We start from the raw sequence: 14,942 nt of genomic DNA on the forward strand, positions 1-14,942 counted from the left end.
AAATCATGATGTTCAAGAAAGTTGCGCTCGCCGCGGCCACTGCCGCCCTGGGATTCGGGGCGCTGGTCGCAGCCCCCGCGGCCATGGCCCAGGACCAGTTCGTTCCGCTGCTGGTCTACCGCACCGGCCAGTTCGCCCCGCTGGGCATTCCATGGGCCGACGGCAAGCAGGACTACCTCAAGCTGGTCAATGCCAAGGGCGGCGTCAACGGCGTCAAGATTTCCTTCGAGGAATGCGAAACCGCCTACGACACGGCCAAGGGCGTGGAGTGCTACGAACGTCTGAAGAACAAGGATGGCGGCGCTGCGAGCTTCGACCCGCAGTCCACCGGCATCACCTTCGCCGTCAGCGACAAGGCGCCGGGCGACAAGCGCTCCATCGTCACCATGGGCTACGGTCTGTCGCAATCGGCCAACGGCTCGGTGTTCGAGTGGAACTTCCCGCTGCTGGGCAACTACTGGACCGCCGCCGACTCCATGATCCAGGACATCCTGAAGAAGGAAAAGGGCAGCCTCAAAGGCAAGAAGATCGCCCTGGTCTACCACGACTCGCCGTACGGTAAGGAGCCGATTCCGCTGCTGCAAAAGCGCGCCGCCAAGGAAGGCTTCGAGCTGATGCTGCTGCCCGTCACGGCACCCGGCGTGGAGCAGAAATCCACCTGGCTGCAAGTGCGCCAGCAGCGCCCCGACTATGTGCTGCTGTGGTCGGCCGGCGTGATGACGCCCACCGCCATCCGCGAAGCCCAGGCGACCAATTTCGCGCGCGAAAAGATCTACGCCATCTGGTGGGCCGGCTCGGACCATGACGTCAAGGACATCGGTGCCGGCGCCAAGGGCTACAACACCGTGACCATCCACAACACGGCCGAGCACGACAAGGTGCATGACGACGTCAAGTCCATGGTCTACGACAAGAGCCAGGGCACGGCCTCGAATGTTTCCAGCGTGGGCGCGATGGCCCATACCCGCGGCATGGTGATCTCCATGCTGCAGGTCGAAGCCATCCGCGCGGCCCAGGAAAAGTACGGCAAGGGCAAGGTCATGTCGCCCGAGCAAGTGCGCTGGGGCCTGGAAAACCTGAACCTGACCCAGGAAAAGCTCAACGCCCTGGGCTTCGGCAAGATCCTGCGTCCCGTGAAGACCAGCTGCACCAACCACCTGGGCACCGACTGGTCGCGCATCGCCCAGTGGGACGGAAGCAAGTGGAACGTGGTCTCCGACTGGTACCAGGCGGACCAGGCCATGGTGGCGCCGCTGGTCAAGGAGTACGCCGACAAGTACGCCAAGGAAAAGAACGTCACCCCACGCAGCTGCAACTGATGCCACTGCGCGCTGGCCAGGCTCCCCAGGGCGCCTGGCCAGCGCGGATGCAATTTTTTCGATTTCCCCAGCGAGGCTGTTCCCATGTCTGAAACTACTGCCCCCACGCCCGGCGCCGCTGCCACTGCCGAACCGCTGCTCGTGGTCAACGGCATCGAGGTCATCTACAACCATGTGATCCTGGTGCTCAAGGGCGTGTCGCTGCAGGTGCCGCGCCAGAGCATCGTCGCCCTGCTGGGCGGCAACGGCGCTGGCAAGACCACCACGCTGCGCGCCATCTCCAACCTGCTCAAGGGCGAGCGCGGCGAAGTCACCAAGGGCTCGATCGAGCTCGAAGGCGAACAGATCGCCAACCTCACGCCGTCGGACCTGGTCCAGCGCGGCGTTGTCCAGGTGATGGAAGGCCGGCACTGCTTTGCCCACCTGAGCATCGAGGAAAACCTGCTGACCGGCGCCTATACGCGCAAGGATGCGGGCGAGATTTCCGCCAACCTCGAGAAGGTCTACAACTACTTTCCGCGCCTGAAAACCCGGCGCCACTCGCAGGCCGCCTACACCTCGGGCGGCGAGCAGCAGATGTGCGCCATCGGCCGGGCGCTGATGAGCAACCCGCGCATGGTGCTGCTCGACGAGCCGTCGATGGGCCTGGCGCCGCAAATCGTCGAAGAGGTGTTCAACATCGTCAAGGACTTGAACACCAAGGAGCAGGTCACTTTCCTGCTCGCGGAACAGAACACCAGCATGGCCCTGCGCTATGCCGACTACGGCTACATCATGGAAAGCGGCCGCATCGTCATGGACGGCCCGGCCGCTGAACTGGCCAACAACGAAGACGTCAAGGAGTTCTACCTCGGCATGGGCGGAGGCGAACGCAAAAGCTTCAAGGACGTCAAGAGCTACAAGCGGCGCAAGCGCTGGCTGGCCTGACGGACCACCCCCTGCTCACCCCCGCGCCCTCCCGGAGCCAAGGAATCCTCCATGACAGATCATTACGACGCGCTTGAATCGCGCGCCCCCGCGGCGCGCGAACAGGCCTTGATGGCGGCACTGCCGCGCCAGATTGCGCATGCGCGCCAGGCCTCGCCGGCGTTTGCCGAAATCCTGGCCGATGTGGACCCCGACACGGTGACCTCGCGCCAGGCCCTGGCCCGGCTGCCCGTGACACGCAAGTCGCAGTTGCTGGAACGCCAACAGGCCTTGCGCGCCGACAACCCTTTCGGCGGCTTCAGCGCGCTGGCCTTCGGCGCCCAGATGCCGCGCGTGTTTTCCAGCCCCGGCGGCATCTACGAGCCCGAAGGCTGCGGGCGCGACTACTGGCGCATGGCGCGCGCCATCCACGCCGCGGGCTTTCGCTCGGGCGAGCTGGTGCACAACAGTTTCAGCTACCACTTCGTGCCCGCGGGCGCGATGATGGAAACCGGCGCCCAGGCCCTGGGTTGCACGGTGTTTGCCGCGGGCACGGGCCAGACCGAGCAGCAGGTCCAGGCCATGGCCGAACTGCGTCCCGCGGGCTATATCGGCACGCCCAGCTTTCTGCGCATCCTGATGGAAAAAGCGCAAAGCCTGGGCCAGGACCTGCCCAGCCTGCACAAGGCCCTGGTCTCGGGCGAAGCCTTTCCGCCATCGCTGCGCGACTGGCTGGCCGAGCGCGGCGTTCAGGCCTACCAGTGCTACGCCACGGCCGACCTGGGCCTGATCGCCTACGAGACCTGCGCGCGCGAAGGCCTGGTGGTCGATGAAAACGTGATCGTGGAAATCGTGCGCCCCGGCACCGGCGACCCCGTGCCCGACGGCGAAGTCGGCGAACTGGTCGTCACCACACTCAACCCCGGCTATCCGCTGGTGCGCTTTGGCACCGGCGACCTGTCGGCCGTGCTGCCTGGCGACTGCCCCACGGGGCGCACCAACACCCGCATCAAGGGCTGGATGGGGCGCGCCGACCAGACCACCAAGGTGCGCGGCATGTTCGTGCACCCGGCCCAGGTCAATCAGGTCGTGCAGCGCTTCGACCAGGTGCTGCGCGCGCGCCTGGTGGTGCGCGGAGAAATGGCCAACGACAGCATGGAACTGCAGGTCGAAACACTGGACACCGATCCCGCGCTGCTGCGCCAGATCGGGGAATGCGTGCGCGATCTCACCAAGCTGCGCTGCGATGTGCAGCCGCTGGCGCCCGGCCAGCTGCCCAACGACGGCGTGGTGATCGAAGACGCGCGCAGCTACCGCTGAACCCCGGGCAGCGGCGCAACCCGTCCTGCCCGGTATTTTTTTGCGGTTTCACAGGGAAAACACTTGTTTTTGTGTAGGAACAATCGCACGAATCCTCCCTATGATTCATCCTCATAAGGAGACAATACATGCAGAAGTTTTTCAAACTGGCGACCCTCGCCATGGCTGCCATTGCCGCCGTCGGAGTGCAAGCCCAGGATTACCCCGCCGCGGGCAAATCGATCACCATCGTCGTGCCGTTCACCGCTGGCGGCCCGACCGACCGCGTGGCCCGCGATCTCGCCGATTCGATGCGCAAGCATCTGGGCAATGCGACCATCGTCATCGACAACACTGCCGGCGCCGGCAGCGCCATCGGTATTGCCAAGGTGGCCCGCGCCAATCCCGATGGCTACACCTTGCTGCTCAACCACATCGGCATGGCCACCGTGCCCTCGCTGTACCGCAAGCTGTCGTTCAACGTGGTCAATGACTTCGAGTACCTGGGCATCATCAACGATGTGCCCATGACGCTGATCGGCAAGCCCACGCTGCCCGCGGACAACTACAAGGAACTGCTGACCTGGATCGGCAAGAACCAGGGCAAGGTCAATCTGGCCAATGCCGGCATCGGTTCCGCCTCCCATCTCTGCGGCCTGATGCTGCAGTCGTCGCTGAAGACCGAAATGACGCCCGTGCCCTACAAGGGCGCGGCACCGGCCATTGCCGACCTGATGGGCAACCAGGTCGACCTGCTGTGCGACCAGACCACCAACACCACGGCACAGATCGAATCCAAGAAGGTCAAGGCCTACGCCGTGACCACGCCCAAGCGTCTGACCACGCCTGCGCTCAAGTCCCTGCCTACGCTGGCGGAAAGCGGCCTCAAGGACTTCCAGGTCACCGTCTGGCACGGCCTGTACGCGCCCAAGGGCACGCCTGCCGCCGTGGTCAAGAAGGTCAACGAAGCCATGCGTCTGGCGCTCAAGGAACCTGAGTTCATCCACAAGGAAGAACAGCTGGGTGCCGTGATTGCCGCCGACGACCGCATCACGCCCGAAGGCCACAAGAAGTTTGTGCAGTCGGAAATCGCCACCTGGGGCAAGGTCATTCAGGCTGCAGGGGCTTACGCTGATTAAATAGGGGCACCCCCTGAGCCGCTTTGCGGCTTCCCCCTCTCATCCTTCGGTGGAGGGGGACGACAGCCTCGCTGCGGGGCGGCCCTTGCTCGCTGTCCCTTGCTGGGATACGCCAGTTTCGTAGACCGTGGGCATTGCGAGCGTTGCAAAGCCAGTACTTTTAAAAAAACCGCCAGCCCTTTCAGGCTGGCGGCTTTTTTGTTTTTACCAGGTCACGTCGCGGCCTTCTGCGGCGCTGCGGCCCAGCATTTCGATGAAAGGCGCGGCGCGCTGGCGCAGGCTCACGCTGTCGCGCGGGCTGGGGGCGTCGTCCTCCGACACCTCTTCATCGTCCTGGCCATTGCCGGCCGCGGCGCGCCGGGCTTCGTCGTTTTGCACCGCCTGTTCCAGCGCCGCGATGGCGCCCGGAATCTGCTCCAGCGTGATGATGCCGGGGCGGTCCGTCTCCTTGCCGATGAGGGCCAGCAGCCGCTGGGCCGTGGCGTCGAGCATGATCAGATCGGCGGTGGCACGGGATTGGAACTTGTAGGGCATGAAACTCCTTGGGTGTACATGTATTCGCGATTGAACGGGTATCCGGACTGGGCACCGACCATGGGGCCGCTGGCGATCTGGCCGTCGGGGTGGGTTACCAGCATCTGGTGCAGGGCGATCCAGCCACGCTCGAAGCCCATGGCGCAGCCGGCCAGGTACAGCCGGTAGGCACGCAGCGCACGCGCGCCGCGTTCGGCATCGGTCTGGGCCGCGAGAATGCGCTCGGCCTGCGGCAACTGCGCTTCCAGCGCATCGGACCAGGCCCACAGCGTGCGCGCGTAATGGGGTCGCAGGTTTTCCGTATCGACCATCTCCAGGCCGCTTTGCGACAGCGCCTGCAATACCTTGCTCACATGCAGCAGTTCGCCGCCCGGGAAGATGTAGCGGTCGATGAACTCGCCCATGCCCGCGCCCACCGCCACATTATTCACTCCGCCCGCCGTGATGCCGTGGATCAAGGCCATGCCGCCGGGTTTGAGCAGGCGGCACACGGTATCGCCGTACTCGGGCATATGGGCCTGGCCCACATGCTCGAACATGCCGACCGAAGCAATCTTGTCGAATGCCTTGTCGGGCTGCAGCTCGCGGTAGTCGCACAGCTCGATGTGCATACGGTCCTGCAGGCCGCGCTGCTGGATCAGCTGGTTCACATAGGCATGCTGATTGCGCGACAAGGTGATGCCATGGGCCTTCACGCCGTAATGCTCGGCGGCCCACAGCAGCAGACCGCCCCAACCCGCGCCTATGTCCAGGAAGCGCTCGCCGGGATGCAGCTGCAGCTTGCGGCAGATATGGTCCAGCTTGGCTTCCTGGGCCTGGGCCAGGTCCATGCCGGGCTCGCGGTAATAGGCGCAGGAATAGACCCGCCGGGGATCGAGCCACAGGGCGTAGAAATCATCGGACAGGTCGTAATGGAACTGGACCTGCTCGGCATCGCGCGTCAAGGTGTGCAGCGCCATGGAGCGCGTGCGTGCCATGATTTGCGACCACCAGCTGGGCGTGCCGCGCACCGGGTCGGACTGCAGCAGCGCCGAAGCCGCGCGCATGATGTCCCGCACCCGGCCTTCGAGCTCCACCTGGCCCTCGACCACCGCGGCCCCCAGTGTGCCGATATGGCCGGCAGCCAGGGCCGCCAGCGGCGCGAGTGAACGAAACCGCAGCAGCACCTGGGTGGAGCTTTTGCCCACGCGCTGGCCCGAAGGCAACTCCACGGCAACGGAGACCGGCAGCGGCTCCAGCCGGCCCTCAAGGGTATGGATCAGTTGTTTCATGTCAGGCACTATTTTTCGCTTTCCATAAAAAGCCCGCAATAGCTTTACACCTAGGCCGGCTATTGGCCTTGTCCTGCAATCGACCCCCAGGCCTGAGCTCCTAGGCCCTGCCGATCAGTCGCAGATAGGCGTCCCGCGTCGCGGACGAAACCGAGGCCAGCACCTGCTCGTACGCCGTCTGGTGGCGCGCGAGCAGTCGCACCGAAGCCACGGTCAGCGATTTGCAAAACCAGTGGCAGCTGTGCTGCATGAGGAAAATTTCAGCCGTGAGCGCAAAGGCCCGCTTGCGGCGCTCGTCGTCGTCCTGCGCGGCAAACACCTGTGGCGCGGCCAGTCCGCGCGCATGGATCTTCACCATCTCGCGCATGTCGAATGTGCCACGCGGGTAAATTCTGTCCACATAGGGCAGCGCCAGCGGCAAAGTGCTCACGCGGACCTGCTCTGCATCGACCTTGGAAAAATCGTCGGCAAAACGCTGGAACTGCTCGGCCAGGCTTTTCTCCGTGCTTTCCAGCAGCGCCCAGACCTGGGTGCGGCGCTGCAGATCGCTTTCGCCCAGCGCGCGCAGATAACCTTCCACCAGGCCGCCCATGAGTTTCTCGATTTGGTAGCGGCCCAGGTACTCGGCGAGCAGTTGCGTGCGACGCCGCTGCTCCTGCTTCTTGAGCACATAAATGGCAATGGAGACAATGATCGCCAGCGTAAAGAAGTCCATCAGATCGGAAAACATGGTGAATGAAGCCCTCAGTGTAGTCAGCCCTCGGCCGCAGCGTGCGCAACGGGGCCAGGCGCAGGCCCAGCGCCTGGTCTGTCTGGCCCTTGCGGCCCTGGTCGGCGGCTGCGCCCTGCCCGACCTGGGCTACTACTGGCAGGGCGCGCGCGGGCAGTGGCAGATGCTGGAAGCGGCCCGGCCGGTCATGCAGGTGCTGGAGGCACCAGAGCTCGCCCCCGCGCTGCGCCGCCAGTTGCTGCTGGCCCAGCAGGCGCGCGATTTCGCCAGCCAGGCCCTGGCCCTGCCCGACAACGCCAGCTACCGCAGCTATGCCGATCTGGGACGCACGGCCGCCGTGTGGAACGTCACGGCCGCCCCGCCCGATTCGCTTGAGCTGCACCAATGGTGTTTCCCCATCGCCGGCTGCGTCGGCTACCGCGGCTACTTCGCCCAGGCCGACGCCCAGACCCAGGCCAGCGGTCTGGCCGCGCAAGGCCTGGAAGTGCTCGTCTATCCCGTGCCCGCCTATTCCACGCTGGGCTATCTGAACTGGCTCGGCGGCGACCCGCTGCTCAATACCTTTGTGAACTGGCCCGAAGGCGAGCTGGTCGGCCTGCTGTTCCACGAGCTGTCCCACCAGCGCGTCTACCTGGCCAGCGACATGGCGTTCAACGAGTCCTATGCCACGGCCGTGCAGCAAATGGGCACGCGCGCCTGGCTGCAACAGTCGGCCACGGCGACCGCTGCCGCTCCCGCCTGGCAGGCCGCGCAGCAGCGCCGCCTGGCGTTTCGCGCGCTGACGCGTGACACGCGCGACAAGCTGCAAGCCCTGTATGCCGAGCCGCCGGACACGGCGCTGGCTGCGGCCAAGAAAGTGATCCTGGACGACTTTCGCGCCCGCTACCAGAGCTTGCGCGCGCAATGGCTGGCCACGCCGGAACTGGCCGCACGCCCCCAGGCCAGCGCGCAGGCCCTGCAGCGCCTGGACCTGTGGGTGGCCCAGGCCAACAACGCGGCCTTTGGCGCCCTGTCGGCCTACGAGCTGTGGGTGCCGGCCTTTGTGGCGCTGTTCGCGCAGCAGGCGGGCCAGGAAGCGCCTTGGCCGGCCTTCCATGCTGCGGTCGAGCGACTCTCCCACCTGCCCGAGGCCGCGCGCCAGCAGGCGCTGTGCGCGCTGATGCCACCCGGCGAGCAGCCGCCGGTGTGCCGCCCGTAAAAAAGCCACCCGCTTCAGACCAAGGGGTGGCTCAGCTCAACGCAGTTATCCGCACCGCCCATGAAACTGGCGTGGCTCAACTCAGGGGCAGCGAGCAAGGGCCGCCCCGCAGCGAGGCTGCCGCCCCCCTCTGAGGGGGGAGCGGGGGCCGGCCATCCGGCGTCAGCCGCTCAGGGGGTCCTTTATTGCAGCGATTCGATCAACGCAATGTACTGCTGCCGGGCCGCATCGCCGTCCGTGCCCTTGAGCTTTTCCCAGGCGTCCCATTTCGCACGGCCCACCATGTCGGAGAAGCTGGGTTTCTTCTCTTCGTTGTCGCCCTGCGTGGCCTGCTTGTACAAGGCATAGATCTTGAGCAGCGTGGCGTTGTCGGGCCGCTCGCTCAGATTCTTGGAATGGGCCACGGCGGCTTCGAAAGCAGCGTTCAGGTCAGACATGCAGGTTGCTCCTTAAAATCAGGGGATGCGATCGACCCAGTGTAGTCATCGCAGCACCCGCTCTTTATGCCACTTCACCCGGACTAACCCTTGCCTGACATCCAGCTTTCCCGCGCCCATACGCTGGGCCTTCCCGCCGCCCGCCAACATGCCCAGCGCTGGGGCGAAAAGGCCACCGAGAAATTCGGCGTGCAATGCGAATATGAACCCGGCGACGCGCAAGACCTGCTGCGCTTCAGCGGCAATGGCGTCGACGGCCGGCTCGTGGTGACCGCGAGCGCGTTCGAACTCGAAGCCGAACTGGGCTTTCTGGCCGCCATGTTCAAGGACAGCATAGAAGCCAAGCTCAACGCGCAATTTGACGAGCTGCTGACCAAGGCCTGACAGGCCCCGCTCCGCCGCGCGTGGGAAACTGGGGGGCTACTTCAACCATTCCTTGGCCAGTTCGACCCAGAACGTCGCGCCCAGCGGAATCAGGCGGTCGTTGAAGTCGTAGCTGGGGTTGTGCAGCATGCAGGGCCCGCCGCCATGGCCGATCGCGCGGTGGTCGCCTTCGCCATTGGCGATGAAGCAGTAGGCACCGGGCTTTTCCTCCAGCATGTAGGCAAAGTCTTCGGCGCCCATGGTCGGCTCCTGGTCCAGCACCTGGGCCGCGCCCACCAGGCGCTCCATCACCGCCCGCGCCAGCGCCGCCTCGGGTGCGGTGTTGATGGTCGGCGGGTAGTTGCGCTCGAACACGAACGCATACTTCAGGCCCTGACTGGCGCAGATGCCATCGATCACCTGCTGCATGCGCTGCTCGATCATGTCGAGCACGGCCACCGAGAAGGTGCGCACCGTGCCTTCGAGTTCCACGGTGTCGGGCACAACGTTGCTGGCCTCGCCGCCGTGGACCATGGTCACGGAAATCACGCCCGCATCCACGGGCTTGAGGCTGCGACTGATGATGGTCTGCAAGCCCATGATGATTTGCGCCGCCACGGGCACGGGATCGAGCACCAGGTGCGGCATGGCCGCGTGGCCGCCCTTGCCGCGCACCGTGATCTTGAATTCATTGCTCGAGGCCATGACCGGCCCGGGGCTCACCGCCATCTGGCCTTCGGCCATGCCGGGCCAGTTGTGCATGCCAAACACGGCCTGCATGGGAAAACGCGTGAACAGGCCGTCGCGGATCATCTCGCGCGCGCCGCCACCGCCTTCTTCGGCCGGCTGGAAGATCAGGTAGATCGTGCCGTCGAAGTCGCGGTGGCGCGACAGGTGCTGGGCCGCGGCCAGCAGCATGGCCACATGGCCGTCGTGGCCGCAGCCGTGCATCTTGCCCGCGTGGCGGCTGGCATGGGCAAAGGTATTGCCCTCCTGCATGGGCAGCGCGTCCATGTCGGCGCGCAGACCCAGGGCCCGGCCGCAGGCACCGGCATCGCGCCCGTGGACTATGCCCACCACGCCGGTCTTGCCCAGGCCGCGGTGCACGGCAATGCCCCACTCGGTCAGCTTGGCGGCGATCACATCGGCCGTGCGCACTTCTTCGAAGCACAGCTCGGGATGGGCATGGATATCTCGGCGCAAGGCAGCCAGCTCATCGGCCTGCGCAACAATTTCTTCAATCAGCGACATGGACAAAAATCTCCTGTCAGCCATTGTGGCGCGAAGACGGCTGCCCATGATGACAAACCCGGTTTTTCCCCCACCGCGACCCATCCTGCTGCGAGACAATGGCGTGACTGCGCCCCCACAGAACTCCAGCCCCACGAACGCCATGTCCTCTTCCGACAGCCTGTCCCCCGTTTCCGTCGTGCGCGGCGCCTGCCCCCATGACTGCCCCGACACCTGCGCCCTGCTGACCACCGTGGTCGACGGCGTCGCCACGCGCGTCCAGGGCAACCCCGAGCACCCGCAAACCGGCGGCGTGCTCTGCGCCAAGGTCAGCAAATACCCCGAGCGCACCTACCATGCCGAGCGCGTGCTCACCCCGCTCAAGCGCTCAGGCCCCAAGGGCAGCGGCCAGTTCACGCCCGTCTCCTGGGATGAAGCACTCACCGACATCGCCGCGCGCTTGCACGGCATTGCCCAGCGCGCGCCCGAAGCGGTTCTGCCCTACAGCTATGCCGGCACCATGGGCCTGGTCCAGGGCGAAAGCATGGACCGGCGCTTTTTCCACCAGCTGGGCGCATCGCTGCTCGATCGCACCATCTGCTCGAGCGCCGGCGGCGAAGCGCTGCTGCACACCTATGGCGGCAAGCTGGGCATGCGCGTGGAGTTCTTTGCCGAGAGCCGGCTGATCGTGATCTGGGGCAGCAACAGCATCGGCAGCAACCTGCACTTCTGGCGCTACGCCCAGGCCGCCAAACGCGACGGCGCGCGCCTGGTCTGCATAGACCCGCGCAAGACCGAAACCGCCGAGAAATGCCACGAACACCTGCAACTGCGCCCCGGCACCGACGCCGCGCTGGCCCTGGCGCTGATGCACGAGCTGATCCGCAACGACTGGCTGGACCATGACTATCTGGCGCGCCACACGCTGGGCTGGGACGAGCTGCGCGAGCGCGCGCTGGAATGGCCGCCCGAGCGCGCGGCCGCCGTCTGCGGCCTGCCCGTGGAGCAGATCACCCAGCTGGCGCGCGACTACGGCACGACCGAGCGCGCCGCCATCCGCCTGAACTACGGCGTGCAGCGCGCACGCGGCGGCGGCAATGCGGTGCGCGCCGTCGCCTGCCTGCCGGCCCTCACGGGCGCCTGGCGGCACCGCGCCGGCGGCCTGCTGCTGTCGAGCTCGGGCGTCCTGCCCGCGCGCCGCGCCGCGCTGCAAAAGCCCGAACTGCTGGGCGCGCGCCGCCCGCGCACGGTGAACATGAGCACCATAGGCAATGCCTTGCTCGAGCCCGGCGGCGGTGCTTTCGGCCCGCGCATCGAAGCCGTGGTGGTCTACAACAGCAACCCCGTGGCCGTGGCGCCGGAGTCGGCCAAGGTGGCCCAGGGCTTTGCGCGCGACGACCTGTTCACCGTGGTCATCGAGCATTTCCTCACGGACACCGCCGACCATGCCGACTACGTGCTGCCGGCCACGACCCAGCTCGAACACTGGGACATCCACGGCAGCTACGGCCATACCGATGTGCTGCTCAACCGCCCGGCCATCGCGCCCGTGGGCCAGGCCCGCAGCAACGCGCAGATCTTCCGCGAACTCGCCGCGCGCATGGCCCAGTATGACCCCGCCTTTGCCCAGCCCTGCTTCAGCGACAGCGACGAGACCCTGTGCCGCCAGGCCATGGATGCGTCCAAAGTCGATTTCGACAGCCTGCTGGCCACGGGCTTCGCCCACCTGCCCTTGCCCGAGGCGCCGTTTGCCGACGGCGGTTTTGCCACGCCTTCGGGCAAGTGCGAGTTCGTCAGCGCCAGCCTCGCGGCCCTGGGCGTCAATCCCCTGCCCGACTACCTGCCCAACCACGAGCTGCCCGACCCGCAAGGCCCTTACCCGCTGGCCATGATTTCGCCACCGGCGCGCAACTTCCTCAACAGCACTTTCGTCAACGTGCAAAAGCTGCGCAACGCCGAAGGCCGGCCGCTGCTGGAAATGCACCCCGATGACGCCGCCGCGCGCGGCATCGCCGACGGCGCGCTGGTGCGCGTGTTCAACGCCCGCGGCGAGCACCTGTGCCACGCCAGCGTCAACGGCCGGGCCCGCGAAGGCCTGGTGATCGGCCTGGGCATCTGGTGGCGCAAGGACGGTGCCAACGGCACCAACGTCAACGAGCTGACCCACCAACACCTCACCGACATCGGCCGCGCGCCCAGCTTCTACGACTGCGTGGTGCAGGTGCAGGCGGCGTAGGCGAGAGGGGCTTCTCAGGCTCGCAGCCCTTGAAACTGGCGCGCCCCAGCTCAGGGGCAGCGAGCAAGCGCCGCCGCGCAGCGAGGCTGCCGTCCCCCTCCACCGCAGGTTGAGAGGGGGGAGCCGGGGCGGCCCATGCCGCGTAAGCGGCTCAGGGGGTGCCTTCGTTATGTTCCGGCGCCCTGTTCACCAGCACCGTCCGCTTGTCGGCATTGAGCGACAGGTAGCGTTCGTAATTGCGCAGGATGTCGGCAATCAGTTCCTCATGCCGCAGGTACTGGATGTCATAGCCTTCACGCCCATCGGCAAAGAAGGTCATGGGCTCGACCACATGGCGGCGCACGTTTTCCGTGGCCTCCGTCACTTCGGTCAGCATGAAGCCGGGCAGCTTGCGCTTGACCGGCCGCACGCCATAGACAAAGTCGCGCAGCTCGGCGATGGGAATCACCAGACGCACCGTTCCCGCATCGCTGCCTTCCGTGCTCATGCTGTCGTCATGCACCTGGGCCGGCAGGCCCTGGCGCTCCATTTCCGTCGCCACTTCGCGCATGGCGGGCAGCACGGTTTTTTGCATGAAGCGCTGGATGTCGCCCGCATTGGGCTGGCGCACGATCAGCTCCAGGCGCTTGCGCCAGTGCTGGCCGTTCCAGAAGCTGGTGGCCGGCGCCCAGTCCTGCGTGGCGTGCGTGAGGTCGGCGCGCATGCCTCGCCACAGCCCCACGCACAGGGCCGCCATGATGGCCGCCACGGGCAAGGCCGCGACCATGGTCATCGCCTGCAAGGCCTTGAGACCGCCGGCGAGCATCAGCACGATGGCCGTCACGCCCAGCACCGCGGCCCAGAACAGGCGCTGCCACACCGGCGAGCGCGGATGGCCGCGCGAGGCGATCGCATCCACCACGTAAGCGCCCGAATCCGCCGACGTCACGAAGAACATGGCGATCAGCAAAATGGCCAGCCAGGACACGGTCTTGGCCAGCGGCAGGTATTCAAAAAAGCGGAACAGCAGCGCATCCACATTGCCCGCGGTTTGCGCCAGCGCGCCCTGGGCCACATGGGTGTCGATCCAGATCGCACCGTTGCCGAAGGCCGTCATCCACAGCAGGTTGAAGGCCGTGGGAATCAGCAGCACGCCGATGATGAATTCACGCACCGTGCGGCCGCGCGAGATGCGCGCGATGAACATGCCCACGAAAGGCGACCAGGAGATCCACCAGGCCCAGTACAGGATCGTCCAGTTGCCGAACCACGCAGGGTCCTGCGCAGGCTCATAGGCGAAAGTGCGCAGCGACAGATCCACCAGCTGGGAGAGGTAATGGCCGACGTTTTCGCTGAACGCCTGCATCAGAAAAACGGTGGGGCCGAAGACCAGCACAAAGCCCAGCAGGATGAACGTGAGAATGAGGTTGACCTCCGACAGCCTGCGCACGCCCTTGTCCAGGCCCGACGCCGCCGAGAAACCGGCCAGGCTCACCACCACCACGATCACCCCCACACGGAAGATCGTGGTGCTGGTATCCCAGCCCGTCACGATGTTCAGGCCCGCGGCCAATTGCAGGGCGCCGTAGCCCAGGGTCGTCGCCAGACCGGCAATCGTGCCCACCAGCGCGAACGCATCGACACCATGGCCTATGGGGCCGTTGATGCGGTGCTGCAGCAGCGGATAAAGGCCGGAGCGCATGGTCAGCGGCAGATTGAAGCGAAAGCCGAAATACGCCAGCACCAGCCCCATCACGCCGTAAATCGCCCAGGCGTGAAAGCCCCAGTGGAAGAAGGTGGACGTCAGCGCCTCGCGCGCGGCGGCAGGCGTGCCGGCGACTTGCGTGGGCGGGTTCAGATAGTGCTGCAGCGGCTCGCCCACGCCGAAATACATCAGGCCGATGCCCATGCCTGCCGCGAACAGCATCGCGGTCCACGAGACAAAGTTGAACTCGGGCTTGGCGTCATCGGGCCCCAGGCGGATGTCGCCGTAGCGGCTGAATGCCAGCAGCACCAGAAACACCAGAAAAAACGTCACGACGCCGGTGTAGAACCAGTCGAAATGGCCCACTACCCAGGCCTGGGCGCTGGAGAAGATGCGGTCCGCCAACTGCGGCGCCAGACTGCACAGCAGCAGCAGCGCGGTCAGTACGACCAGGGCCGGGACGACGACCGGCGCTGAAAATGTCAGCTTTGGGGGGGCGTCGACATCGTGGTTCGCCGGATTTTCCATGGACATCTCCTGGGGTCGGTGCAGAGCTAGCAGGCCGCAGACATTTCACCACGGACTGCGGGTGACCG

General features: G+C 65.9%; 13 protein-coding genes. 7 read left to right on the plus strand and 6 right to left on the minus strand.

Annotated elements, in window-relative coordinates:
- Positions 1-5: 5 nt before the first annotated feature.
- The 4 genes from N0K08_RS07580 to N0K08_RS07595 all read left to right on the plus strand — a co-directional run bounded on the left by N0K08_RS07580 (position 6) and on the right by N0K08_RS07595 (position 4,663).
- Positions 6-1,319 (plus strand): ABC transporter substrate-binding protein, encoded by a 1,314-nt coding sequence (locus N0K08_RS07580; RefSeq protein ID WP_261499515.1) that lies wholly within the window; start codon positions 6-8, stop codon positions 1,317-1,319.
- Positions 1,320-1,403: 84 nt separating this feature from the next.
- Positions 1,404-2,246, plus strand: coding sequence for an ABC transporter ATP-binding protein (locus N0K08_RS07585; RefSeq protein ID WP_261499516.1), 843 nt, complete (start codon positions 1,404-1,406; stop codon positions 2,244-2,246).
- Between the two features lie 51 nt (positions 2,247-2,297).
- Positions 2,298-3,545: a phenylacetate--CoA ligase family protein gene (locus tag N0K08_RS07590; RefSeq protein WP_261499517.1), complete on the plus strand. Its 1,248-nt coding sequence runs from the start codon at positions 2,298-2,300 to the stop codon at positions 3,543-3,545.
- Between the two features lie 128 nt (positions 3,546-3,673).
- Positions 3,674-4,663: a tripartite tricarboxylate transporter substrate-binding protein gene (locus N0K08_RS07595; RefSeq protein WP_261499518.1), complete on the plus strand. Its 990-nt coding sequence runs from the start codon at positions 3,674-3,676 to the stop codon at positions 4,661-4,663.
- 204 nt (positions 4,664-4,867) lie between these two features.
- Here N0K08_RS07595 and N0K08_RS07600 read toward each other — a convergent pair whose 3' ends face one another.
- The 3 genes from N0K08_RS07600 to N0K08_RS07610 all read right to left on the minus strand — a co-directional run bounded on the left by N0K08_RS07600 (position 4,868) and on the right by N0K08_RS07610 (position 7,183).
- Positions 4,868-5,197 (minus strand): DUF1840 domain-containing protein, encoded by a 330-nt coding sequence (locus N0K08_RS07600; RefSeq protein WP_261499519.1) that lies wholly within the window; start codon positions 5,195-5,197, stop codon positions 4,868-4,870.
- Positions 5,158-6,468, minus strand: coding sequence for a class I SAM-dependent methyltransferase (locus N0K08_RS07605; protein WP_261499520.1), 1,311 nt, complete (start codon positions 6,466-6,468; stop codon positions 5,158-5,160). Before N0K08_RS07605 ends, N0K08_RS07600 begins: the two co-directional genes overlap by 40 nt.
- A 100-nt stretch (positions 6,469-6,568) precedes the next feature.
- Positions 6,569-7,183 (minus strand): hypothetical protein, encoded by a 615-nt coding sequence (locus tag N0K08_RS07610; RefSeq protein ID WP_261499674.1) that lies wholly within the window; start codon positions 7,181-7,183, stop codon positions 6,569-6,571.
- Positions 7,184-7,196: 13 nt separating this feature from the next.
- Between N0K08_RS07610 and N0K08_RS07615 the strand changes: the two genes are divergently transcribed.
- Positions 7,197-8,396 carry an aminopeptidase gene (locus tag N0K08_RS07615; RefSeq protein WP_408642912.1) on the plus strand — a complete coding sequence of 400 codons (1,200 nt, stop codon included), beginning with the start codon at positions 7,197-7,199 and terminating at the stop codon, positions 8,394-8,396.
- 182 nt (positions 8,397-8,578) lie between these two features.
- Here N0K08_RS07615 and N0K08_RS07620 read toward each other — a convergent pair whose 3' ends face one another.
- On the minus strand, positions 8,579-8,833 hold the full coding sequence (locus N0K08_RS07620; RefSeq protein WP_261499523.1) for an acyl-CoA-binding protein: 255 nt from the start codon (positions 8,831-8,833) through the stop codon (positions 8,579-8,581).
- Between the two features lie 90 nt (positions 8,834-8,923).
- Between N0K08_RS07620 and N0K08_RS07625 the strand changes: the two genes are divergently transcribed.
- Positions 8,924-9,217 carry a polyhydroxyalkanoic acid system family protein gene (locus tag N0K08_RS07625; RefSeq protein WP_261499525.1) on the plus strand — a complete coding sequence of 98 codons (294 nt, stop codon included), beginning with the start codon at positions 8,924-8,926 and terminating at the stop codon, positions 9,215-9,217.
- Between the two features lie 36 nt (positions 9,218-9,253).
- Here the strand turns inward: N0K08_RS07625 and N0K08_RS07630 are convergent, their stop codons facing one another.
- A complete protein-coding gene (locus N0K08_RS07630) occupies positions 9,254-10,447 on the minus strand; it encodes a M20 aminoacylase family protein (RefSeq protein WP_261499526.1) in 1,194 nt (397 codons plus the stop codon).
- A gap of 142 nt (positions 10,448-10,589) precedes the next feature.
- Here N0K08_RS07630 and N0K08_RS07635 point away from each other — a divergent pair, with 142 nt between their 5' ends.
- Positions 10,590-12,662: a molybdopterin-containing oxidoreductase family protein gene (locus tag N0K08_RS07635; RefSeq protein WP_261499529.1), complete on the plus strand. Its 2,073-nt coding sequence runs from the start codon at positions 10,590-10,592 to the stop codon at positions 12,660-12,662.
- Between the two features lie 151 nt (positions 12,663-12,813).
- Here N0K08_RS07635 and N0K08_RS07640 read toward each other — a convergent pair whose 3' ends face one another.
- Complete coding sequence (locus N0K08_RS07640; protein WP_261499530.1) at positions 12,814-14,874, minus strand: BCCT family transporter; 2,061 nt, start codon at positions 14,872-14,874, stop codon at positions 12,814-12,816.
- Between the last annotated feature and the right edge of the window lie 68 nt (positions 14,875-14,942).

Source organism: Acidovorax bellezanensis (assembly GCF_025421555.1).
Classification (GTDB): domain Bacteria; phylum Pseudomonadota; class Gammaproteobacteria; order Burkholderiales; family Burkholderiaceae_C; genus Comamonas; species Comamonas bellezanensis.